Genomic DNA, 21195 nt, shown 5'->3' with positions numbered 1-21195 from the left:
ATTGCCAAAAGATGGTTCAGATTACGGGTGCCACAAAGTTGTTGGGCGTCATGGGTCATCCCGTGGAACATTCTCTATCCCCAGTGATGCACAATGCCGCCCTCCAAGCGTTAGCGACCCAGCAACATCGTTTTTTGGAGTATGTTTATATCCCTTTTCCGGTAACCGCCAATGCCCTCCCGGCTGTGGTCTCCAGCTTAAGGGAGCTGGGGTGCTGTGGTTTTAATATCACCATCCCCCACAAGCAAGCGATTATGCCTTTGCTAACGGAAACGACCGCCATCGCCAAAGCAGTGGGTGCCGTCAATACCGTTTGGCCCACGGATGATGGCTGGGCAGGGACCAATACGGATGTGGAAGGATTTTTATCCCCTTTACAGCCCCTGAATCGTGATTGGTCGACCATCACCCCCTGCATCTTAGGGTGTGGTGGCGCTGCCCGAGCGGTGTTAGCTGGTTGTGCTCAGCTCGGCTGTCCCCAAGTCCATATGATTGGCCGTCAACCCGCCAAGTTAGAACACCTCAAATCAACTTGTGCCACTGCCCTATCCATTGATATTCAAATTCATCTGTGGGAGGATCTTGCCCCTCTATTACCCCAAGCTGCTTTGCTGATCAATACCACGCCGGTCGGTATGTCTCCTCATATCCAAGCCTCGCCCCTTTCAGGAGCAGAGATTGATCAGTTGCCCCAAGAGGCCATTGTCTATGACTTGATTTACACCCCCAATCCCACGGTATTGCTAAAGCAAACCCAAGCCAGTGGCCGCATCGCCATCACTGGAGTAGAGATGCTGGTTCAGCAGGGGGCTGCAGCCTTATCTTTATGGATCGATCAACCGGCACCGGTAGACATTATGCGAGAGGCACTCCTGGCCTGTTTTACTTAGGTTATTGGCAAGCTCAGGAAAACCCTTTAATTCTCCAAACAGGGTAAAATCAGCTGTATTAGACTTTATTCACGAAAAAATCAGCAAATTCTTTTACTTAAGCTGCTCAATCTCTTCAATAGATGGGCAAACTAATCTAAATAGTTAGTTATGACAACCTCATGCAAGTTGCATGAGGTTATTTCTTATGTTAGCGAATGAGGTTGTTGGGGGATGCAAGATTGATGAAAGCACTGTTAACATTCGGACTTTTCGCCTTACCAGCACTGGCGTTAATTCCAGCGGGGGCAATTGCTCAGTTTGGCTTACCTGTGGAAGTGCCCAAGGCACCGGAAGCCACCCAGATTAAACCGAGAGGCCTGCCCGTTCCTACTGCGACCGATCTAGTTAACCCATCTCCCCCCATTACAACATCCTTAGCAAAAGCCTATCCTGAAGTTATACTGTTCGATGATTGGCAACCCCAAGACATGCAGCCCCTGACGGATCTTCCTCAAGATGCTGAGGGTAGTTTCCAGCTTAAGCCTGGTCTTTATACCCTAGAGGTCGAAAGTTACAGTCTCCAAGTAGGTTTTTATGGTCCTAGTCAACGAAGTGGGTATCTACCGGCCTCTCTAGTGGAGAATAATCAAGCGCTGATTGGTCGTATGCTACAACAAGCTGCAAAGCTGCCCGATATCCCTCAAGCTCAAATCCAAACGCTAATTTGGGCCATTCTCTCTCGGGCCGAGATGAAAGGCTTATCTAAAGAATTGCAGGCCACGGCAAAACAACTCCTGACATCTAAAGAGATTAAGACTCTGAATCAGCAAGCCTTGGGGCTAATTCCTGCCGATCAACAAGAAGCGATTTTTACCAATGTGCCTGCAGCTGCTCTAACTACAGTCAAGGCAGAAGCCAGCATGAGAGCCGCTCTCGCCCAAAAGAAAAGCTATGGTGATCTAGCCAAGATTGCAGTCCAATCCGGCAACCCCAAGGTTGACGCCAAGGATCGAACCGTGCCCCAAGGGCGATGGTCTTATCACCCGAATGGATTTTTTATCCGGTATTTACCCGCGGACTATAACCGCACTGAGATCCAAATTGCTGTACCGGAAAAGTATCAGGTTCAGCGCGATACCATGGGTCGTATTGTTGCGATCGCAGATACCGCAGGTAACCGAATTGAAACAGACTACGACGATACCGCAACCCCGTTAGCCATTCCCGATGATCCCAATCTTGTCGGTTATGCTTTTTCAGAAATTCGCTTTATTCGAACAACCTCCAAAACAGCCCCTCCAGAAAAAGTGACCCTCGCCAACATAGGCTGGACATTAATGCAGAAGGCCAGCAGTCAAAGTCTCTCACTGCCCACCCAACCTACGCAGATGGCCAGCCAGCCTTTTTTAATCGCTCAAACCTCTCCCAAAGAATCAACCGATCTCGAAGACACCACCGATCTCAAAAAGACCACCCCAAGCTTCGAGGGGTGGAAAAAACGATACCAGCAGACCGAAGACTATCAGGACGTGATCGCCGAGTATCTCAAGCGCTGGCAAACCGCCAAACCCAAAGTTCAACAGCTCGCCGATCTATTTCATTACGCTGATGCCATTGCCGCCGCCACGGACGACAAGGAGTGGAAACAATATAAATGGCTGAAAGAGCATCAAGCTGCCATTCTCAAAGCGCTACAGTCAGAAACCGCCTTGCTAGAAGCCAGGGGTCAATCACCAACCCTTACCTTCAACCCGGCCCAAACTACTGCCGTAGCGGCCCAAAAGGAGCGACAAATGCTCGGTTTATCCAACCGTCCTTACAAACCCTAAGGATATAGCCCTAAGCAAAGCTCTGCCCGAGCATTACCGGATCGTGAACCGTGATCTTTTTCTTGTGAATGGAAATTTTTTCCTGATCCCGTAGATCCCCGAGTAAGCGAGTCACAGTCACTCGGGTGGAGCCAATCGCTTCTGCGATCGCTTGGTGAGACAATTTTAGGTCCACTGTAATGCCGCTGCCATTGGGGATTCCAAAATCACGGCAGAGAATGAGGAGAAAACTGATCAAACGAGATTCCATATCCCGATGAGCCAATGTTTCAATCATCATCTCGGTTTGAATAATCCGAGAAGACAAGCCCCGCAGCAGCACCATCGGTAAGTCAGGATCACTTAGCAGGGCTTTTTCCACCTGCTCAATGGGCACAGAGAGAAGTTCAACGGGGGTAAAGGCCACCGCATGGTAGAAGCGATCAGAGCGCTGCTTCGTCAGTAGAGATAAAACGCCAAAGACGCTATTTTCCCGAAGCAGGGCAACGGTAATTTCTTCACCTGCTTCGTAAACGCGGGACAGCTTCACCGCTCCTTTGATTAAAAAGTAAACGCGTTCTGCTGGATCACCTGGAAAAAAAATTGTTTTTCCTCGATCAAAGGTTTCGGTGACGGGGGGAAATAGTCCGCTCCCCATCTGCCGAAAAACGGCTGCAAGAGGACTTTCGGGGGTTAATCGATTAGCTTGAGGCGAGGCCATTAACATACTCATACCCTGACTCGATACGGAAGATGTGTAGGAAGAGACAAGCAAAAAAAATTAGTGTTTATTTCTGAGGTAAAACAATGAAATTACAGTCGCTTCTGCAATCTTAGGGTTTATATCAAAGTCAGATTTATCAAAAAGTGTGGTTTACATAAATTAAGCGGACTGATGGGTTCCTTTATGTATCAAAATATACATATATACAAACTCCCCTTTGAATCAGCCCTCAACTGCAAAGATATCAGTTTTGCTCACATCTCGTTCTAAGCTAGATCTGGAGTCAAGGTTCAGGCTTTTGTTGACCGCATCCTTCCCCTGGCTTGTCATACTTCTATTCAACTGATTTTCATGCTTGATTTAACTGGAAAAAACGCCCTGGTCACTGGAATTGCCAATAACCGATCCATTGCCTGGGGTATTGCCCAACAACTCCACAGCGCCGGGGCCAATCTGGGAATTACATATCTACCCGATGAGAAAGGACGGAACGAGTCCAAAGTTAAAAAGCTGGTTGAACCCTTAGCGCCCAGCTTGTTTTTACCCTGTAATGTTCAAGATCAAGCTCAAGTAGACGCTACCTTCAGTTCGATTCAGCAGCAGTGGGGCAAGTTAGATATCTTGATTCATTGCTTGGCGTTTGCCAACCGAGAGGATTTGGGCGGTGATTTTAGTGCGGTCCAACAAGACAACTTCAACCTGGCTCTGGATGTCAGCGCCTACTCCTTGGTGCAATTGAGTGCTGCCGCCAAACCACTGATGACGGAAGGGGGCAGCATTGTGACCTTGACTTACTTAGGTGGTGCCCGAGTCGTGCCCAATTACAACGTGATGGGTATTGCCAAAGCAGCCTTAGAAATGAATGTTCGCTATTTAGCGGCAGAAATGGGTCCCCAGAACGTTCGCGTCAATGGCATTTCGGCTGGACCGATCCGAACCTTGGCTTCCTCTGCTGTGGGCGGCATTTTAGATATGATTCACCATGTCGAAGAAGTGGCTCCCCTGAAGCGAACCGTCACCCAAACCGAAGTCGGCAACACTGCAGCCTTCCTCTGTAGTGATTTATCGACGGGCATTACCGGACAAATTCTCTATGTCGATTCCGGCTATTCGATTATGGGCATGTAAGACCTAGATCATCTGTTGAATCGGTCACTTTTAACAGGCCTGAACTAGACTAGAACTCTATCTTGAGATGACTAGCCGTCTGATTTCCACCTTATGAAGCATCGGCCTTACCCCCTCGATCGTGCTGCCATTTCCATGATGGTCGTTCTTACGCTTCTGATCAGCTTTATCATCATGGGGGGTGACCATACAATGCCGCTTGTTCGAGACTTTAATTGGCTAGAGAAACAGGTGGGGATTGAGGATACGGCCTTTATCTTGTCGTTTAATCGGACGATGGATTGGCCCAAGGTGGAAGAAAATCTGACCTTAACCCCTGAGTTGTTGGGGAAGTTGAGCTGGTCAGGCCGACGACTGGCCTATACGTTAACGGAGCCCATCCCCTACGGAACGGACTTCAAAGTTCAGCTGAGCCAAGTGAAGGAAGCTCGCCGGAGTCCTACTGCTCGGCCCAAGATGATGCAACCGTTTTCGGGGACGTTTCGGAGCCGCGATCGCGCCTATGTCTACATCGGGGTCAATGGGGAAGAATCTGGGCGGTTAATTCTCCGGAATTTAACCCAAGACCAAAAAACGATTCTGACACCGGCCGACCTAGTCGTCACCGAATTTAAGCCGTATCCCTATGGCGACCGCATTTTATTCGCCGCCACCGCCAAAAGTATTGCATCTGCAGGAGAGTTTAATCCCGAACTCTACACCGTCACGACAGGGTTACAGGCCAATCCGCCTGATCTCGATAGCGGTCCTCAAAAACCGGCTGGCGAAATTGAACAGGTCTTGGACAATCGGCAATATCAAATCCTCAAATTCGACCTCGCCTTAGACGGCAGTCGAATTGTGATCCAGCGAGCGCCCAAAGACGGTGCTGCCCTAGGGCAAGTCAGCCTTTGGCAAATTCCCGAAGGCCAATCTCTCCAGCTCTTAGAAAATGTACAAGGAGGCGATTTCTTGATTGCCCCTGATAGTCGCTCGTTAGTGATTGCCCAAGGCCAAGGACTCGCGATCCTACCCCTGGATAGCAGTGTAAATGATCAGCCCTTAGAGTTTCTACCCAAATTTGGGATGGTTTTAAGCTTTGCGAGGGACGGATCAGCCGCTACAATGATCAAGTTCAATCCTGATTTCACGAAGTCTTTGTTTTTAGTGACGAATCAGGGCCAGCAAACTGAACTGCTTAAAACCACGGGCTCAATTCTGAGGGCCACATTTGACTCTCAAAAAAAGTTGCTTTACTGCTTGCTGACCGAGGTAGGCTCTGGCGAAGAGTATGTCGAAATCCCTTATCTGGCAACGATTGATATAGCCACTCAAAAAGAAACGAGGCTTTTGAATTTACCCAATCAGCGCGATACCACTATGGCCCTCGCTCCAGATGGTTCAGCGTTGCTATTTGACCAAGCCATTGAAGCTAGTCCTGAAAAAGTTGAGGCTAGTCCGAGCAATGCAGAGATAATTCAGACCAATCAGGGGGGGGCAGTGACCACCAGCAATCTCTGGATTTTGCCCTTAGACAGCGATAATCAGCAGCCTTATTCCATTGGCTCTGGCTTAAATCCACAATGGTTACCGTAAATCATGCTGACTCGCTCCATATCGCCTCAATACCTAGCCCTAAGATCGTGGACTATCTGCTGGATACCCCAAGCAGCATTCGACAGCAAAAACTTCTAAATATGAGAGAGGCATAGCAAAGCTCCTGAAAAACTGCCTTACTATGCCTACAAACGATGGCGGTTAGAAAAGATTAGGCAACCATAACATCATTGAACAGCAAATCATTACTATCGATTTGCCAAGTCTCAGCATAGGCACCATTTAAATCCAGGGGATCATCTGGTCTTGAAATCACAGAACCATTCGCTAATTGCAAATCGTTATCTGCAATACCGTCGAAATTTCCTAACAATCCTTCTGTTTGTTGATTGTCATACAGCGAGACATAAGGGTCTAGATAGCCTCCCAAGGAATCATAGACATGAGTAACAACTTTTTCTCCATTGCCGAAGTTGATACTGTAAGTCAGAATAGTTGATCCACTTTCATGTTCTGAGCTATCTAAGGAAATACGGCCAGGACCAACCAGCTGAACCTCACCAGGTGCCAAATTAACTAAAACATCATCAACTTCCAGTTGAGGAGTTTCACCTGCATACAACTCAATTCGATGATCTCCTAGCTGTGTTGCTAGTGCAGTATTGACAGTCACATGGTCATAGCCTTCTGGATTATCTTGACGAACCTGAATTTCAAGTCCCGTATCCAAAGACTCAACCAGCTTAAATTCTCCAACCGCTTGGAAGTCATAATATAACCCGTCAAAAGTCGTGATGTGTGGATCACCAATTGAATGGGCCTGCACTAAATCATTTTGACGACTGTCAACAGCTGCAAGAGCAGCATCAACATCACTAGGATTAATGCCAATGCGATTAAAATCTAACACCCCCATCGCTGCTAGTTCCTGAAACGTAAAGTCTCCCATACTAGCAGCATTAACAGCGGCTAAGACTTGCTGAAATGTAAAGGTCCCATCTGCTAACTCAAATGATTCCAATCTGTTCGCTTGAACTTCACCATCGACGATAAGAACTTGCTGGTCAGTCACCAGGTCTCGCACAAGCAAGTGTCTTCCCTCAATCGTGACTGCTTCCGTATTGGCACCGTTCAGTGATATGCCTCGAGCAATAATTGAATCAGCCCCTGAATTCCCATCTTCTTGGACAATGAGCGTAGTGTTATTGTTCACCGTATAAGTGTCATTACCATCTCCACCTACAGCCCAAACCACCTGATCAGCACCTGCAACACCAGTGTTTGCCGTCAGACTATCATCACCATTCAGCCCATAAAGAATTTGGAGATCTTGTCCTGTTAGGTTGTCAACTCCATTAGTACCGTTAACCTCATTAAAATTACCAACTGTCATATTTCCCTCATCAGTTCATTAGATGTCATAAAAATGTAGTGCGCCATTACATGCACACTTCCTCTACATGCGATATCAATGAACAAACATGCTCAGACGAAGGCTATTGTTCTTCAGTCTTCGTTGGGCAATTTGCGGGTTTCACTATACTGTATGCACTTTTTTAAAATCAGTGAGTTTTTGTAAGAAAAGGTGAGTAAAATTGCATTACAATCCCTCATATCTCTCTTTAATTTTCCAAAAAATCATATTATTGATCCAAAAAATTATCCTTAATATTTGAAGTAAAAGCATCTACTGTCAAGCAATACAAGCTCAAAAAGCTAATCAATTTTTAAGGCAAAGATTTGACTTTAAGTACTATCAATAGCTCAATCAATTCAGTTAGAATGATCAATGATTTTATTGGCATTGATTAACTATTATCAATAGACCTCTTGCATAATTAAACTAACGATATGGTAGAGGACTTAAAATTCGAGTTAGATCACGACATTTTTTGCGTAAGTAGTACATCATGAAACGAATATTGCAAGAGGTCTAATATTCACAGATTGAATTACTCTCACATACGATATGAGCAGTTGGAAAAATATTGACACTGCATTTCAATCGTCGACCACAGCCCCAAGTGCCATCAGCGCTTTTTGCTGACCATCGGTTATTCCCTGAACCCCCGTAATATTCATCCCTGCATAGGGGCGAGGAATCGCTAACTTACGCCACAGCTGCTGAGTATTCAAATCCCATACCCTTACCGTTCCATCTCTACTACCACTGAATAGCTGATGATCAGCCGTGGTCACAATTGAACTCACCCAATGTTCATGTCCTGAAAATGTTTGCAGACAATGTCCCGTCGCTAAATCCCATTGTTTAATCGTATGGTCGGCACTACTGCTAAACAGGTATCGATCATCTGTACTAAATTGCAGACTGAGCACCGATTTCCGATGACCTTGCAGAACTAGGATCTGCTGCTTGCTATCTACATCCCACACTGCAATATTGTGGTCTTCACCAGCACTTGCAAAGTAACGGTTGTTGTCACTGAAGGTCACTGCCCAAATTCTATTTTCATGAACGGACCAGGTGTGCACACATGAACATGAACTCACATCCCATAATTTTAGGCATTGTTTGTAACCACCGCTCACCAGCCACTGCCCGTTCGGGCTAAACGCTAAACGATAAGGAGATTTATCACCACATTCTAGAATTTCTAAGCATTTCCCTGTATCCACATCCCAAAAGCGAATCGTCTTGTCATAACTCGCACTCGCTAAAATTTGACTATTGGGATGAAATGCAATGTGCCACACCCAACTCTTGTGGCCTTGAAGCGTCATTATGCATTCAAACGTTGTTGGGTTCCACAGCTTAATCGTGCGATCGAAACTACCACTCGCCAGGATTGCACCATCAGGACTAAAGCCCACTGTAATGACTCGTCCATGATGTCCTCGAAGACTCTGATACGGTTCAATCCCATGAGATGAATTCGTCTCATCTTCCACCGTTGAGACATCCCACAGATGCACCAATTGATCTTCATGACCACTTGCCAGCACAGCGCTATCAGGATGAAGAGCGATTTCATAAATAGCATTGCTATATCCTTGCAGCGTAGCGACAGAATGACCTGATCGGGTGTGCCAGAACCGAGTTGTATAGTCTTCACCACCGCTGGCTATCAGTTGACTAGAAGGATGAAAATCTACAGACCAAATAAGATTCGTATGTCCCTTCAAAATCTGAGTGCAGTGACCCGACTCCCAATCCCAAAGCCTTACAGTCTGGTCATAACTCCCGGAAACGACGGTTTTAGCATCTGGGCTGAATGCAACTCCAACAACTGAGGCTTGGTGCCCTTGTAACGTTTGCAAACACTGGCCCGTCGAAGTGTCCCAAACTTTCACAGTACCATCGAGACTGGCACTAGCCAGATACTGACTATCTTGAGAAACAGCAACATCCATCACCCAATGGGCATGTCCTTCAAAGGTCTGAATAAACTCGCCTTTCAAAACATCCCATTTGCGGACACAACAATCTTCTCCACCACTGTAGATACTGTTGCCATCTGAGGCATACACCAAGCACTGAGCACATTGATTGTTGTGGACAGTTTGATGACATGTATGAGTCGCCAGATCCCAAATCTTAATCCGTGTATCATTACTCGTTGACACTAGATATTGACCATCAGGACTAAAAGCCAAATCTAGAATGACACTTGTATGTCCGCCATGATAAATGGTTAAGCAATGACCATTATTCGTATCCCAAAGACGGATAGTTAGATCATCTCCACAACTTGCAAGCATCGGCTTATGTGGGTGAAAAGCAACAGACCATGTCCATGTATCATGTCCTTTGCACTGGACAATCGGTTTCATCTCAGCCACGGACCAAACAATGACATTACCATTCGTGTCACTGGTCGCAAAGCAAGAACCATCTTGACTAAAAGCAATACAGAGGATCCCACCAAATGTATTTGCAAATAAGCATTTACTAAATTCAACCTCGGAAAAATCAGTATTTTGTAAGGTGAGATCTTGTAGAATTGCCTGACGAATAGGCAGCTTAGCAAAGGAATAGCCGATTAGATCAGCCTTGAGATATCTAAATAGATTCATCACATTGCCGCCCGCATATTTCACTTGATGGCTCGGCAGCTCAAACAAGCGCTCCAATAAGACATGCAAGTGACGAATAACTTCTGCTTCAGAGCCTAATTCTGAAATAAGCTGCGTCACCAGCGGACCTACAATTAAGCGAGATTGTATATCACGAATATTATTTGAAGACTGAGCTTTAATTAAAGGATGATTCAAAAAATCTTGAACAGATAAAGACAGTATTTCTATCAAAATTGAATCAGTAAAGTGCTCAATTAAGTATTCTGCTAAGACTGGCTGAAGCGTATATGCACAAACAATTACATGCTGACTATCCAGATCTAGATTTAAACTAATATACGATATATCATGGGCTTCATCTGCTACTAAAGAAGACTCTACTGAACAAGATTGCTCAAGTGATTGGTAGGCTAATTCATGGGTAGATGACGTATTAAATTCACTTATAGTAGTCGTCTCAATCAATGATCTTTTTCGGAGAGAGTCTAAGGCTTCTAGAATCGATTTATGGTAGGGCCGAGGAAGTAAATCATCTAAAAGTTGATCAATCGATACGGGTTGACTATTGATCGTTAGCCAATACAAAATCGTTTTTTCAATCTCAGATAATCGGGCAAACTGTTCATCTAAGAGTGATCGGAGGCCTTTATAAACCCCGTATCCCTCGCGCAAAAAGAATGAAATATTGCCATGAAATAAGTCTTTGATGGTCGTAGAGATAATTTTTAGGGCTAAAGGATTACCTCGATAAAAGTCATTGAGCTTACTGATTTCTTCTTCAGAACCTAGTAATCCCTTAAAAGCCAATATTTTCTGACAAGACGATAAATCAAGGCCACCCAGTACTAAACTACGGACTGGGGATGATATACCTTCTAATTCATCAATAGATTGTGGCTGTTCACGACTCGTCACCACAACACAGCTTTGATGAGACACACTACCTAATGCTTGCAAACAAAGAGCATACGATTGTTGGTCTGGGTTGAATTCTCCACAACTTCCCCCCAATTCAAAGAGGGCATCCAAGTTGTCGAGAATCATTAAGCATCGCTGATTCTGCAGGTAGTGCATTAGCTGCTCAATCCGTAAGGCATCGGTATCAATTTTTAAGAGTTCCGAGGGTGAACGAGCTAGCTGACTCAGAATATCAACTAGTAAGTCACTAAAGGGGGGTTCAGTTTTCAGTGATCTCCAAATCAAGACATCAAACTGATCATGGAGTAATTGTGCCAAGTGGATGATCAGGGCACTTTTACCAATTCCACCACCGCCTAGGACAGTGATCAGACGACAATGATCCGCTAAAATCCACTGCTTCAAAGTCGATACTTCTAAGTCACGACCATAGAAGTGGGGAATATCGGCAGCAGTACCCCAATCTATAGTGCAACTAGATACTTGGCTTTGCGTCTGTAAGTGGTAATGACGCTGAAGAACCGTCTTGAGATTGCTTTTTGTGATTTTGGTTTGTAATACTTCTGATAACTGTGACCATAACTGAGCCCCGATCTGCTTAATATAGTCATGTTCATAACCCGATTCATCAGCAATTTGTTGATAGGTTAGTCCTTGCCAAGATTGTTCTAATACCAAGACTTGAACATCATTTAAGCTTTTCTCACTACCTTGGTATAAGACTGTTTCTATCCAAGCTACTTCATCATTAATTGCAGGGTTGTAGGTATGTTTAGACGATTGGTCAAGCATGATATTCAAAATATGAAGATATTTTTACATCTAGAAAATAAAAATTTTCTTCTTATTCAGCGTTAGTATAGCGACTTTATGTATTACTAGACACAGAATCTCAAAAAATATAGACTATCGTCATTATCTTTATATTTTTTGAGATTTTTATATTTTCAAACCTTATAGAGCATTATATAGGTTCAAGTTATTTATTTTTAGCCTAATCTAAGTCACAGTCATACCCAAGAGTGACATCTCAGTATCCCTCTAAATTTTAGCTAAATATAGCTTAAATATCATTTAGAATAAATAGTATTTTATACATGAAATCTCAAGAATTTATCCCGTTTTATTTCTTTAATAATCAATCTTAAAATTCTAGATTTAATCAATAGCTAGAGACTCCAAAATCTTCTTTATCATGTAGCCAAGCCATGAATAACCTAAAAAAATTAGAACAAAAATTCCAAGACTATGCTGGCGATGATCTAAGACTCACGATTGAAGAATTCCAAATCGCTTTGGAGTTGACGAACAAATATTTGTGCAAACGTCTATTTCATATTTTTGATGCTGATCAAACGAAAGGGATTAGTTTTGAAGAGTTTCACAGCGGCATTCATCAAGCGCAAGAGAATCCGCTCGAATTTGCTTTTCAACTCCATGATGGCAATGATGATGGCTGTATTGATAAGCAAGAACTCGCAAAATTTATTCGAAGTAGCTTGAGAGAGGGTAACTTTGATCTCTCAACTGCTCAACTACAGCAAGTCAGAGATATTCTATTTGAGAAAGCAGATACTAATCAAAACGAAGAAATATCCTTATCAGAATTTAAAGATCTACTAAGCCAATCTCCTCGATTGAAAGACATATTATCTGTCAGTCCAGCGCAATGGTTGCAGCCAACGTCTGACAGATCAGATCAACAGAGCCAGCCAGAATATTGGCTACAGCGATGGCATTATGTCCAAAACAATTGGATTAAGCTTCTATTTCTAGCGCTGTATTTTGGAATCAATATTGCTTTATTTTGTTACGCCTATCGTTTACCGCAGTATAGGCTCCATACTGTTTGGTATCGAATAGCTCGAGGCTGTGGGTTAGCCCTTAATTTTAATGGCGCATTGATTTTAGTCCCCATCATGCGGCGTTGGATGACATGGCTGAGAAAAACCAAGCTGAATGACTATTTACCCATTGATGAACATCTTGCATTCCATAAACTAGTTGGCCAAGTGATTTTTGGGTTAGGCCTTGTCCATACCGTGGCTCATCTGAATAACCACCTTGCAGAAACAGCAGCTTTTCAAATTGATTATCCTGTACGTCTTTTCTTACTTTACGGCTCAGGATGGACCGGCTTATTGCTGATGCTCTTGCTGTTGTTAATGTGGTTTACTGCCCTACCTTTTATTCGAGAGCAGGGGAATTTTAATCTCTTTTTCACCATGCATTTAGCGTATATCCCTTGGATCGGACTCATGCTTTTACATGGTCCTCATTTTTATAAGTGGGCAGCTGTATCCATTGGCGCTTTTCTAATTGAGCAAGTTGTTCGATATCGTCGTAGCACGCAACAAACCCATATCGTCAATGCCCAAGTTTTACCCAGTAATGTCCTAGCATTAGAAATTGCTCGTCCCCACGACTTCACGTTCAAAGCATCTGACTATCTCTATTTACGATGTCCCCATATTGCCACCTATGAATGGCATCCTTTTACGATTAGCAGTCCCCCTGAACGAGAGGACACTTTGTCTTTACATATACGAGCACTAGGGAGCTGGACGGGCACTCTCTATAGTCAATTTCGAGACTTCACAGAAAAACGGAATGGTCAGACTGCTTTGCCCAAAATTCCAGTGTATTTAGATGGCCCTTATCACAGCCCCAGCAGCCATATCTATCAATCCACATATGCCGTTTTAATTGCTGGAGGCATTGGCGTAACCCCCTATGCCTCATTACTACAAAGTATTTTGCATCAGCGTCAAGCCGAGTCAACTCTCCTTCAGCTTCAGAAAGTCCATTTCTATTGGTTTAATCGCAGTCAAGACTCATTTGAATGGTTATTGGAGATGTTCCAACGACTAGAAGCAGAAGATAGTTTTGATTTATTTGATCTTAATTTGTATTTAACCGGTGCCCCCAAAGGGAGTAATCTGCAGTTTTTAACTACATATGCTGCCTTTGACCTACTCCATCAAGAGCATCAGGTTGATTTAATTACAGGTTTAAAGAACCAAATTCAGGCTGGTCGGCCCGATTGGAATACGATTTTTACCCAATTAAAGAAGCAATATCCAACAGAGCCCGTCGACGTTTACTATTGTGGTCCTAGAGGGTTATCTAGCACGTTAAGACGCCTATGCTATCAACATCAATTTTCTTACCGAAAAGAGAATTTCTAGGATGGCGCTTGGGCTAATATTTCAGAATACTGGTAGCTACCGACCGATCAAAGTCGCTTATTTCGGCAAGTCATTGAAATTGAACAGGAATGGAGCATTCGCTTGTTCAGAACCGCTGGTGACTAGTACTTCCGGCATTTGAGATCCCCCTTCGCGCCATGCCGAGATGGCTTCTTTTTGCAATACTAAGTTGCCGCCTTGGGCTTTGAGGGTTTCTGCCAATAATCTTTGGGCTTCCGCCTTTCCTTTAGCACGATTAATATCTGCTTGGGCTTGTTGCTCAGCTTCTTGGGCAACAAAAACAGCGCGTTTAGACCGTTGTTCTGCGACTTGTTTATCTTCTACAGATTTAGCAAACTCAGGCGAAAATTCTAAGTCAATCACGCTGGTATCCAAGACAAGGATGCCGTATTTCTCTAAACGGTTCTCTAAGACATCATCAAAATCCTGCTTGAGTTCTGCCCGTTGGGTAATGGCTTCTTCGACTGTCCTTCTTGCAGCTGCGATTTTAAAGGATTCTTGCGTTTGAGGGGCAATAATTTTGGAGACAATGTTCGCTAAGGTCCCTTGGGTACGGCGAATTTCTACGACTTGCATCGGGTCAAGTCGGAAGTTAATGGCAAATCGAGCATTGAGATCTTGAAGATCTTTGGTCGAACTCTGGGCGGGGACTTCAAACTTTTGCACTGTGAGGTCATAGACATCGACAGCCGAAATCACAGGAGGCTTGAGGTGAATGCCTTCTAAGAATGGAGTATCTCTGGCTTTTCCTAAGATGCTGACGACACCTGCTTGACCAGGGTTAATCACAAAAAAACTACTGAAGACGACCACTAATACAATTAAGGCAACACTGAAAACTGTGATCAAACTATTACTGCGACTATCCTGCATATTGAAGTTTTGCCCTAATGCTTGTTCAACCGTTTATCAGTATACCGATCTTGCTGAGGGATGGTGGCGACTGCCCAAGGCTGATGTGGATTGTGCTCGTCAAATGATGGGGTGAGAGATGTCTAGTCTTGTTGGATAGCTTGCTCAACAGTCAGGCCCACTTCTTGGCCATAGGATAACTCTAAGGTGTGACCATCTGGATCTCGTAGAAAGGCCCAATAACCAACGGGATAGCCAGAATCTTGAGGCCCATCTAACAGAATTCCCTGTTGTTTCGCTTGATCACAGAGGCGATCCAATGCTTCCCGGCTGGGACACCCAACTCCTAAGTGGGCTAATGGGGTTAACACGGGTTGTACCACTTCTTTTTGAATCAACACGATCACAAAAGGTCGGATGCCATCCGATAACCACACGACAGGGATACCGGATGCCCCATCGAGACGTTTGTGAACAACCTGCATCTGAGCATAGGTGGCATAAAACTCAATACTGCGATGAATGTCTGCCACCGGGAGGGCAATATGGGTTAGTCCGATATCTCTCATGATGTCCGCAGGCGAATAGTTCGATTAGGGCTGCTGCTAAAACTTCAGTGGAGTGCAACCTTTTCCTTGAAATGCTCATGTGACCCACCATACAACATCATCTGAGACAGATCGCGCATGATAGGCACATTCCAAGGGTTAAGTCTTTTATCTGCATTATGGACCTGTGGTTGACCTGGGTACTTTAAGGGCAGAGCCGGGGGCAGTTAGGAATTAGGTTCATGCATCGGTACTTCAATTTTTTTGTTCGCTGGGGAATATTGGGGGCAACCCTTATTTTCCTGATCAAGACGTTGCTCAGTCATTGGCAGGATGTCAAAGCCCTGGAACTACAGCAACAGGCCTGGTTATATGGGGGTGCTGCATTTGCGATCGCACTCTTCGCACAACTCTGGTTAGGTATATTATGGTGCTGGATTTTAGCCGCCTTTAAACATCCACTCCCTAAACGATGGGCCATCATCACATTCTTACGACATACCCTCGCTAAATATATTCCAGGTAGTGTGTGGCATTTATATGGTCAGGTCAAAGCTGCTCAGAAAAAAGGCTTAGGGCTAGAGTTAGCGACTTTAAGTGTTTTACTGGAGCCACTCTTCGTCATTGCTGCTGCCATCGGATTGGCGTTATGGAATACGTCCTATGGTCTTTGGCTCGGCGCATTACTGGGAGTGATTTTGCTGATTCTTCATCCCCGAGTTCTCAATTTTTTGTGGCAACAGGTTCGTAAGCTCAAGGGCAAGCAAGTGAGTAGTGTCAAGATGCAATACTACCCGCTGCGAGTCCTACTAGGAGCAATCTTTTTTATGGTTTTACGAGGGCTAATTTTTATCCTAATTGTCTTGGCTTTTACACCGATTAATTGGTCAGCTCTCAGTCCATTGATGAGTGGTTTTAGCATGGCTTGGCTACTGAGCTTAGTCATTCCTACACCAGCAGGTATGGGCGTATTTGAAGCATCCGCTATTGATATCTTGCATCCATACTTGTCTCCTGGGCTGTTGTTAGCAGCAGTCGCCATTTATCGGTTTATCAATGTTGGGGCTGAGATGATGGGTGCAGGGTGCGCCTATTTGCTGAAAGAAGGCTAATATCTAAATTCTCTTTCTCTGCCAGAAAATATGCACTGATCAAGAGGGGACCATCTGTGTCTATCCTCTTAATATTCAGTTTTATACAGTGGCCCATGTACACACGTACCGTTCGTCTCCAAGATACTGATGCTGCGGGGGTAGTCTATTTCACCAGCGCGCTTGATATCTGCCATGAAGCTTTTGAAGATTCACTGATGGGGGCGGGGATTGATATTCGTACATTCTTTAGCAACCCAGATACAGCAACACCAATCATCCATGCCGATATAGATTTTCTCAAGCCCAGTTTTTGTGGCGATCAGCTAACCCTTCAACTGAGTACTCACCAACTCGCTGAGGATGAATTTGAAGTTCGCTACAACATTACGGCGGTGAATAAAGGGGAACGGCTAATCGCCAAAGCGACGATTCGGCATGTGTGTATTAATCCTATTAATCGGCAACGCCAGCCCCTACCTAAAGAATTGGTGACTTGGATTCAGCGGTGGAGTCTAGCCATGAGCTAAGGGCAGAGAAGTAGAGAGAAGTGCTGCAGGCTGAAAACTCGTCAATACTGCGGGTGTACTGGCTCTATGTTTTGCACCAATCAGGGTCTGGTAACAACGCAAATATTCACGGAGATACGGCAATAGTTGTAGACCATCTTCCTGGTTGCAGAGTAAAGAACGACTCTGAAGAGATTGCAATGCAGGTAAAAGATCGGTAGTTGAAACGAGATCTTTGAGGACTAATGCTGCATGAAGTTGATCCAGGGTGACGTTGCCTGTTTCTGCAGCAATAAAGTTAACAATCTGCTGCTCGGGAGGTGCTAGTCTTTGGAGCTGCTGTTTTAAGAGTTGCTGAATGGTTCCAAATACAAAGTTGCCTTGTTTGATCCATTCAGCAACTTGGCGGTGAAATAAAGATGTCACATTGGTTGCTGCGACTTTAAGTGCATAGGGGTTGCCACCATAGTAGGCGTATAAGGTTTCAGCGCCGGTTTGGGTTGTCTTTACCTCCTGATGGTTCAAGAAGAGGTGGGTTTCCGAGGATGAAAGTCCTTTTAAATACAGGGTTTGAACGGTGGGTTGATTGCGCAAGTTAATGCCAATGGGTTGTTCTCTACTGGTGAGTAGAACACAACTTTGGTGAGGGGAATCCATCAGATGCCTGAGGAGTTGACCGTAGGCTTGATAATTCGATTGATAGCGTCCTCCCAATTGCCCTGGTTGCAAGATGGTTTCAAAGTTATCTAACACCAATAAGCACCGATGCTGACAGAAATAGCGCATCAGAATTTCAATTTGGGCATCAATATAAGTAGGCCATTGTAGGGCTTCTTGGTCATCCGTATTGACTATGTTGGCAAAGGTTTCAGTAAAGGTTGAAGCATTACGAAGGGAGCACCAAATCACCTTTTGAAAGTGGCCTTGTATCTGATGAATCACTTGTTGAACTAGGGAGGTTTTGCCAATTCCTGCCATGCCTAGAAGACTAATGAGTTGAACAGGAAGTGTTTGGTCTTGTCCTGTGCGAGTTAGCCACTGACACAGAGTTTGCTGTTCCTGTTGGCGACCGACAAAATGCTGACTATGTTTGGTATAGAGATGGTTGGGTGAATCAGGCCATAGGAGTGGGTAGGTGGTTTGATCTGAGATGAGTTCAACTTTATTGGGGTAAGGGTTGATATTGCTTTTGGCATGTTGAGGCGTGAGAATAAGACTAGCAATCTCTTCTACTTCATTACTTGCGATTCGGCTTTGTTGTTCTAAGCGACGGAACACAACTTGCAAGTTCCTTTTAGTCACTTTTTGTGCCAAAGCTTGAGAGAGGTTTTGCCAAAGTTGATAGCCGACATGGCGGACATAATCAGTATCATAGCCACAGGTTTCGGCTATTTCTTGATAGGATTTGCCCTGCCAGGATAAGCGAAAGATATCTTGATGGAGATTTTTGAAGCAAGAGGGATCAAGAGCTGTATCAATTAGGGCTAAGGCATCCTCAATAGTCATCGTAATTGTCCACACCGAATAGGGTATTCCAACAAAACTAGATGTAACTTAGATCACATCCTTATGTACTAACTGTCAGTTCTTGATGTGATATTTATGCAAACTTAACGGTTTTTCGATAGCTCTATAGAGGCTATTGATATTCCAAGCTCACAGTAGAAAGCTCAACTCGCAATCCTTGAATGCCTTGCTCAAAGCAAAAACTCTAAATAGTTCTTCATATTAAATTAGTCACTTTTTGACACTTTTTTATACTATTGATTCCCCGTGATGAGCTGTAATCTATTAATTAAGCTAAATTCTTAAATAATTTAATTAAATAGCTTTATTGATTAACTAGTTTGTTCTATATGAATGTCTTGATTTATCGCTTTTACTGAAGCTCCAGCATGAGACTCAATATATAAGTAATAATCACATAAAAATTACTCTAGTGTTTGAGTCAAAATAAATATTTTTTGAAGATTCATATTCTATTATTATTTCCATGCCTATATTTTTAGCACATTATTAAGGTATTATATATGTCAGAAATAAGTGTAAGAGCTAAAGTCCCTACCGTTATCAAGCGACTACCAGTTAATAGTACTGAACTTCCCAATTCACAGAAATTTTCATTATCTTTAAGCAACAGTATTGGAGTAAATTGGATTCGTAATGCATCCAATAATCATTGGGAGTTTGAACTAAAATCTCCAAAATTAGGTTTCTTTAATTGGTTTGCCTTCAAAGATCACGTCACAGTTTTTGGTATTCCTACAGAATCAAATCTATCAGATCAGCGTCAAGCATTTTTAGATATGGTTGCGTTTGCAGAAGGTACTGATCAAAACTTGAATAGTGCTCGAACTGGATATGACATAATCTTTACCTTTGACCGTTTTACAAATTTTTCTGACCATCCGCGGCGTATCCGTTGTTCGGGCAATTTATGCTCAGATGCTGCAGGGCGTTACCAATTTTTATCAACCACATGGGATTTTTGCCAACTCTCACTCAACCTTCCTGATTTCTCACCTTCTAGCCAGGAAAGGGCTGCATTATTTTTAATAAAAAATAGAGGTTCTTTAGATGAAGTGGATGCAGGTAATATTGAGAAAGCACTGTATGATCCTGCTACTGATAATGGTGTGAGTTTTGAGTGGGCTTCACTTCCTCCTGGCCAATATGGTCAGCCTATAAAAACATTACAACAAGTGAAAAATGCTTTTGTTCAAGCTGGAGGAACACTACAGATCTAGCTGATTTCAAGACTTAAGATTCAAATTATAAGCTTTTGAGGAATTTATTATGGCAACAATAGAAACACTTCAGCAGATAATTGATAAACAAGCTGTCATTAGTTTAGAAACATTTCGAGAAGGGAAGACTATTCTGTTAGAAAATATTCAGTCTAAATTAAAAGATATTGGAGCATATACTTTTATATTAGATGGCTTGTATGGACCAAGAACGGAAATAGCTCTAAATAAATTTTGTAATGCTGTGTTCTTAGATAATATGCAAACTCAACTTATTGGTCCAACCTTTGCACAAAAACTACTTGATGCTCCTCCACCAAGCTTTTCTGCTGGGCCTGGTCAAGATAATTTTTTTATTCGTCCAGTAGAACAAGGTGTTGTTACAAGTGAGTTCGGATATAGAATACATCCGCTGACTGGTCTCAATAGGCTACATGCGGGAATCGATATTGGTGGAAATAATCGAAAGCCAATTTTTGCTGCATCAGGAGGAACTGTTAGCATAGCTGGATTCGTTTCAGGTTATGGAAACTTTATTGAAATTCAGCATAACAATATATTCTCAAGTGCTTATGCGCATATGGAAAATTTTTTCGTTAACGTTGGTGACACTGTCAATCAAGGTGATTTGATCGGTCGTGTAGGTCAAACAGGTGGAGTGACAGGACCGCATCTTCACTTTGAGATTTTACAAAATGGTAGTTTTATTAACCCCCGTGATAAGGTTGCTTTTCCTGCTAGAGGTATAGAGTTTAGTTTATTGAACTAAATTCAAAAAAATACTTTCACTAGATAATATAAAACGATTGCTGCAGTTAATTTGAGCGTGGTAAGCATTCTTTGAATATTAACTAAATAAAAAAACAAGCACAAATAAGTTTAGAATCGTGCTTTTAAAGCTGACAGATAATCGCAGATTTCTTGAAAGCAAAATATTGTATGTTCCTAAACCTGTAAAAGAGTAAAATCTGCAGTTCACTACCGTATACTTTTTGATTAGTAAATCTTTCAGATTTTTATTATATTTTTCAGTAATATAGCAATCTGATTCCATCAGTAAAATCAGAATAAAATAGAGGTTTTATATAGCTTGATACTCTCTCTTTTAAATCATGCAGGATTATTATAACTGTAATTTAATTAATAAGATTTAAATATTCTCTGCTTATTTCTATAAGGTTTAAGGATGTTTTGATAATTAGAATTAGCGCTAGT

General features: G+C 43.3%; 15 protein-coding genes. 9 read left to right on the top strand and 6 right to left on the bottom strand.

The genetic code is table 11. The features are described 5' to 3' along the window. Positions 1-11: 11 nt before the first annotated feature. Positions 12-890, top strand: a complete 879-nt coding sequence (locus ON05_RS17735; RefSeq protein ID WP_010468721.1) for a shikimate dehydrogenase — start codon at positions 12-14, stop codon at positions 888-890. 224 nt (positions 891-1114) lie between these two features. Beyond that, on the top strand, positions 1115-2701 hold the full coding sequence (locus ON05_RS17730) for a hypothetical protein (protein ID WP_139025587.1): 1587 nt from the start codon (positions 1115-1117) through the stop codon (positions 2699-2701). Positions 2702-2711: 10 nt separating this feature from the next. Here the strand turns inward: ON05_RS17730 and ntcA are convergent, their stop codons facing one another. Beyond that, the gene (gene ntcA, locus ON05_RS17725; protein WP_029314959.1) at positions 2712-3401 is read right to left on the bottom strand and encodes a global nitrogen regulator NtcA; all 690 of its coding nucleotides are present in this window, start codon (positions 3399-3401) and stop codon (positions 2712-2714) included. A gap of 354 nt (positions 3402-3755) precedes the next feature. Here ntcA and fabI point away from each other — a divergent pair, with 354 nt between their 5' ends. Further along, on the top strand, positions 3756-4532 hold the full coding sequence (gene fabI / locus ON05_RS17720; RefSeq protein ID WP_010468727.1) for an enoyl-ACP reductase FabI: 777 nt from the start codon (positions 3756-3758) through the stop codon (positions 4530-4532). Between the two features lie 93 nt (positions 4533-4625). Then, entirely contained in the window at positions 4626-6107 is a 1482-nt protein-coding gene (locus tag ON05_RS17715; protein WP_010468730.1) for a hypothetical protein, read from the top strand. A 172-nt stretch (positions 6108-6279) separates the two neighbouring features. On the opposite strand, the gene ON05_RS17710 is transcribed toward ON05_RS17715, so the two are convergent. Continuing rightward, positions 6280-7461: a VWD domain-containing protein gene (locus ON05_RS17710; RefSeq protein WP_010468733.1), complete on the bottom strand. Its 1182-nt coding sequence runs from the start codon at positions 7459-7461 to the stop codon at positions 6280-6282. A 608-nt stretch (positions 7462-8069) separates the two neighbouring features. Next, positions 8070-11816, bottom strand: coding sequence for an NB-ARC domain-containing protein (locus ON05_RS17705; protein ID WP_010468734.1), 3747 nt, complete (start codon positions 11814-11816; stop codon positions 8070-8072). 416 nt (positions 11817-12232) lie between these two features. Here ON05_RS17705 and ON05_RS17700 point away from each other — a divergent pair, with 416 nt between their 5' ends. Further along, positions 12233-14212, top strand: a complete 1980-nt coding sequence (locus ON05_RS17700; RefSeq protein WP_010468736.1) for an EF-hand domain-containing protein — start codon at positions 12233-12235, stop codon at positions 14210-14212. Positions 14213-14269: 57 nt separating this feature from the next. Here the strand turns inward: ON05_RS17700 and ON05_RS17695 are convergent, their stop codons facing one another. Further along, on the bottom strand, positions 14270-15106 hold the full coding sequence (locus ON05_RS17695; RefSeq protein WP_010468738.1) for a prohibitin family protein: 837 nt from the start codon (positions 15104-15106) through the stop codon (positions 14270-14272). A 122-nt stretch (positions 15107-15228) separates the two neighbouring features. Next, the gene (locus ON05_RS17690) at positions 15229-15654 is read right to left on the bottom strand and encodes a VOC family protein (RefSeq protein WP_010468740.1); all 426 of its coding nucleotides are present in this window, start codon (positions 15652-15654) and stop codon (positions 15229-15231) included. A gap of 221 nt (positions 15655-15875) precedes the next feature. On the opposite strand from ON05_RS17690, the gene ON05_RS17685 reads away from it, so the two are divergent. Beyond that, the gene (locus ON05_RS17685) at positions 15876-16745 is read left to right on the top strand and encodes a lysylphosphatidylglycerol synthase domain-containing protein (protein WP_010468742.1); all 870 of its coding nucleotides are present in this window, start codon (positions 15876-15878) and stop codon (positions 16743-16745) included. Positions 16746-16840: 95 nt separating this feature from the next. After that, a complete protein-coding gene (locus ON05_RS17680) occupies positions 16841-17254 on the top strand; it encodes a thioesterase family protein (protein WP_010468745.1) in 414 nt (137 codons plus the stop codon). On the opposite strand, the gene ON05_RS17675 is transcribed toward ON05_RS17680, so the two are convergent. After that, the gene (locus ON05_RS17675; RefSeq protein ID WP_010468747.1) at positions 17240-18739 is read right to left on the bottom strand and encodes an NB-ARC domain-containing protein; all 1500 of its coding nucleotides are present in this window, start codon (positions 18737-18739) and stop codon (positions 17240-17242) included. The genes ON05_RS17680 and ON05_RS17675 overlap by 15 nt on opposite strands. A gap of 524 nt (positions 18740-19263) precedes the next feature. Here ON05_RS17675 and ON05_RS17670 point away from each other — a divergent pair. Next, on the top strand, positions 19264-19980 hold the full coding sequence (locus tag ON05_RS17670; RefSeq protein WP_010468749.1) for a glycoside hydrolase family 104 protein: 717 nt from the start codon (positions 19264-19266) through the stop codon (positions 19978-19980). A 49-nt stretch (positions 19981-20029) separates the two neighbouring features. Continuing rightward, complete coding sequence (locus ON05_RS17665) at positions 20030-20749, top strand: M23 family metallopeptidase (RefSeq protein ID WP_010468750.1); 720 nt, start codon at positions 20030-20032, stop codon at positions 20747-20749. The last annotated feature ends 446 nt before the right edge of the window (positions 20750-21195 follow it).

This window comes from Acaryochloris sp. CCMEE 5410 (assembly GCF_000238775.2).
GTDB lineage: Bacteria > Cyanobacteriota > Cyanobacteriia > Thermosynechococcales > Thermosynechococcaceae > Acaryochloris.
The sequence above is the reverse complement of the archived record's forward strand: the minus strand, read 5'-3'. Positions and strand labels throughout refer to the sequence as shown.

Coding starts and splice junctions, on each gene's coding strand:
- ON05_RS17735 (WP_010468721.1), top strand. CDS start 12: ATGGTTCAGATTACGGGTGCCACAAAGTTGTTGGGCGTCATGGGTCAT.
- ON05_RS17730 (WP_139025587.1), top strand. CDS start 1,115: ATGAAAGCACTGTTAACATTCGGACTTTTCGCCTTACCAGCACTGGCG.
- ntcA (WP_029314959.1), bottom strand. CDS start 3,401: ATGGCCTCGCCTCAAGCTAATCGATTAACCCCCGAAAGTCCTCTTGCA.
- fabI (WP_010468727.1), top strand. CDS start 3,756: ATGCTTGATTTAACTGGAAAAAACGCCCTGGTCACTGGAATTGCCAAT.
- ON05_RS17715 (WP_010468730.1), top strand. CDS start 4,626: ATGAAGCATCGGCCTTACCCCCTCGATCGTGCTGCCATTTCCATGATG.
- ON05_RS17710 (WP_010468733.1), bottom strand. CDS start 7,461: ATGACAGTTGGTAATTTTAATGAGGTTAACGGTACTAATGGAGTTGAC.
- ON05_RS17705 (WP_010468734.1), bottom strand. CDS start 11,816: ATGCTTGACCAATCGTCTAAACATACCTACAACCCTGCAATTAATGAT.
- ON05_RS17700 (WP_010468736.1), top strand. CDS start 12,233: ATGAATAACCTAAAAAAATTAGAACAAAAATTCCAAGACTATGCTGGC.
- ON05_RS17695 (WP_010468738.1), bottom strand. CDS start 15,106: ATGCAGGATAGTCGCAGTAATAGTTTGATCACAGTTTTCAGTGTTGCC.
- ON05_RS17690 (WP_010468740.1), bottom strand. CDS start 15,654: ATGAGAGATATCGGACTAACCCATATTGCCCTCCCGGTGGCAGACATT.
- ON05_RS17685 (WP_010468742.1), top strand. CDS start 15,876: ATGCATCGGTACTTCAATTTTTTTGTTCGCTGGGGAATATTGGGGGCA.
- ON05_RS17680 (WP_010468745.1), top strand. CDS start 16,841: ATGTACACACGTACCGTTCGTCTCCAAGATACTGATGCTGCGGGGGTA.
- ON05_RS17675 (WP_010468747.1), bottom strand. CDS start 18,739: ATGACTATTGAGGATGCCTTAGCCCTAATTGATACAGCTCTTGATCCC.
- ON05_RS17670 (WP_010468749.1), top strand. CDS start 19,264: ATGTCAGAAATAAGTGTAAGAGCTAAAGTCCCTACCGTTATCAAGCGA.
- ON05_RS17665 (WP_010468750.1), top strand. CDS start 20,030: ATGGCAACAATAGAAACACTTCAGCAGATAATTGATAAACAAGCTGTC.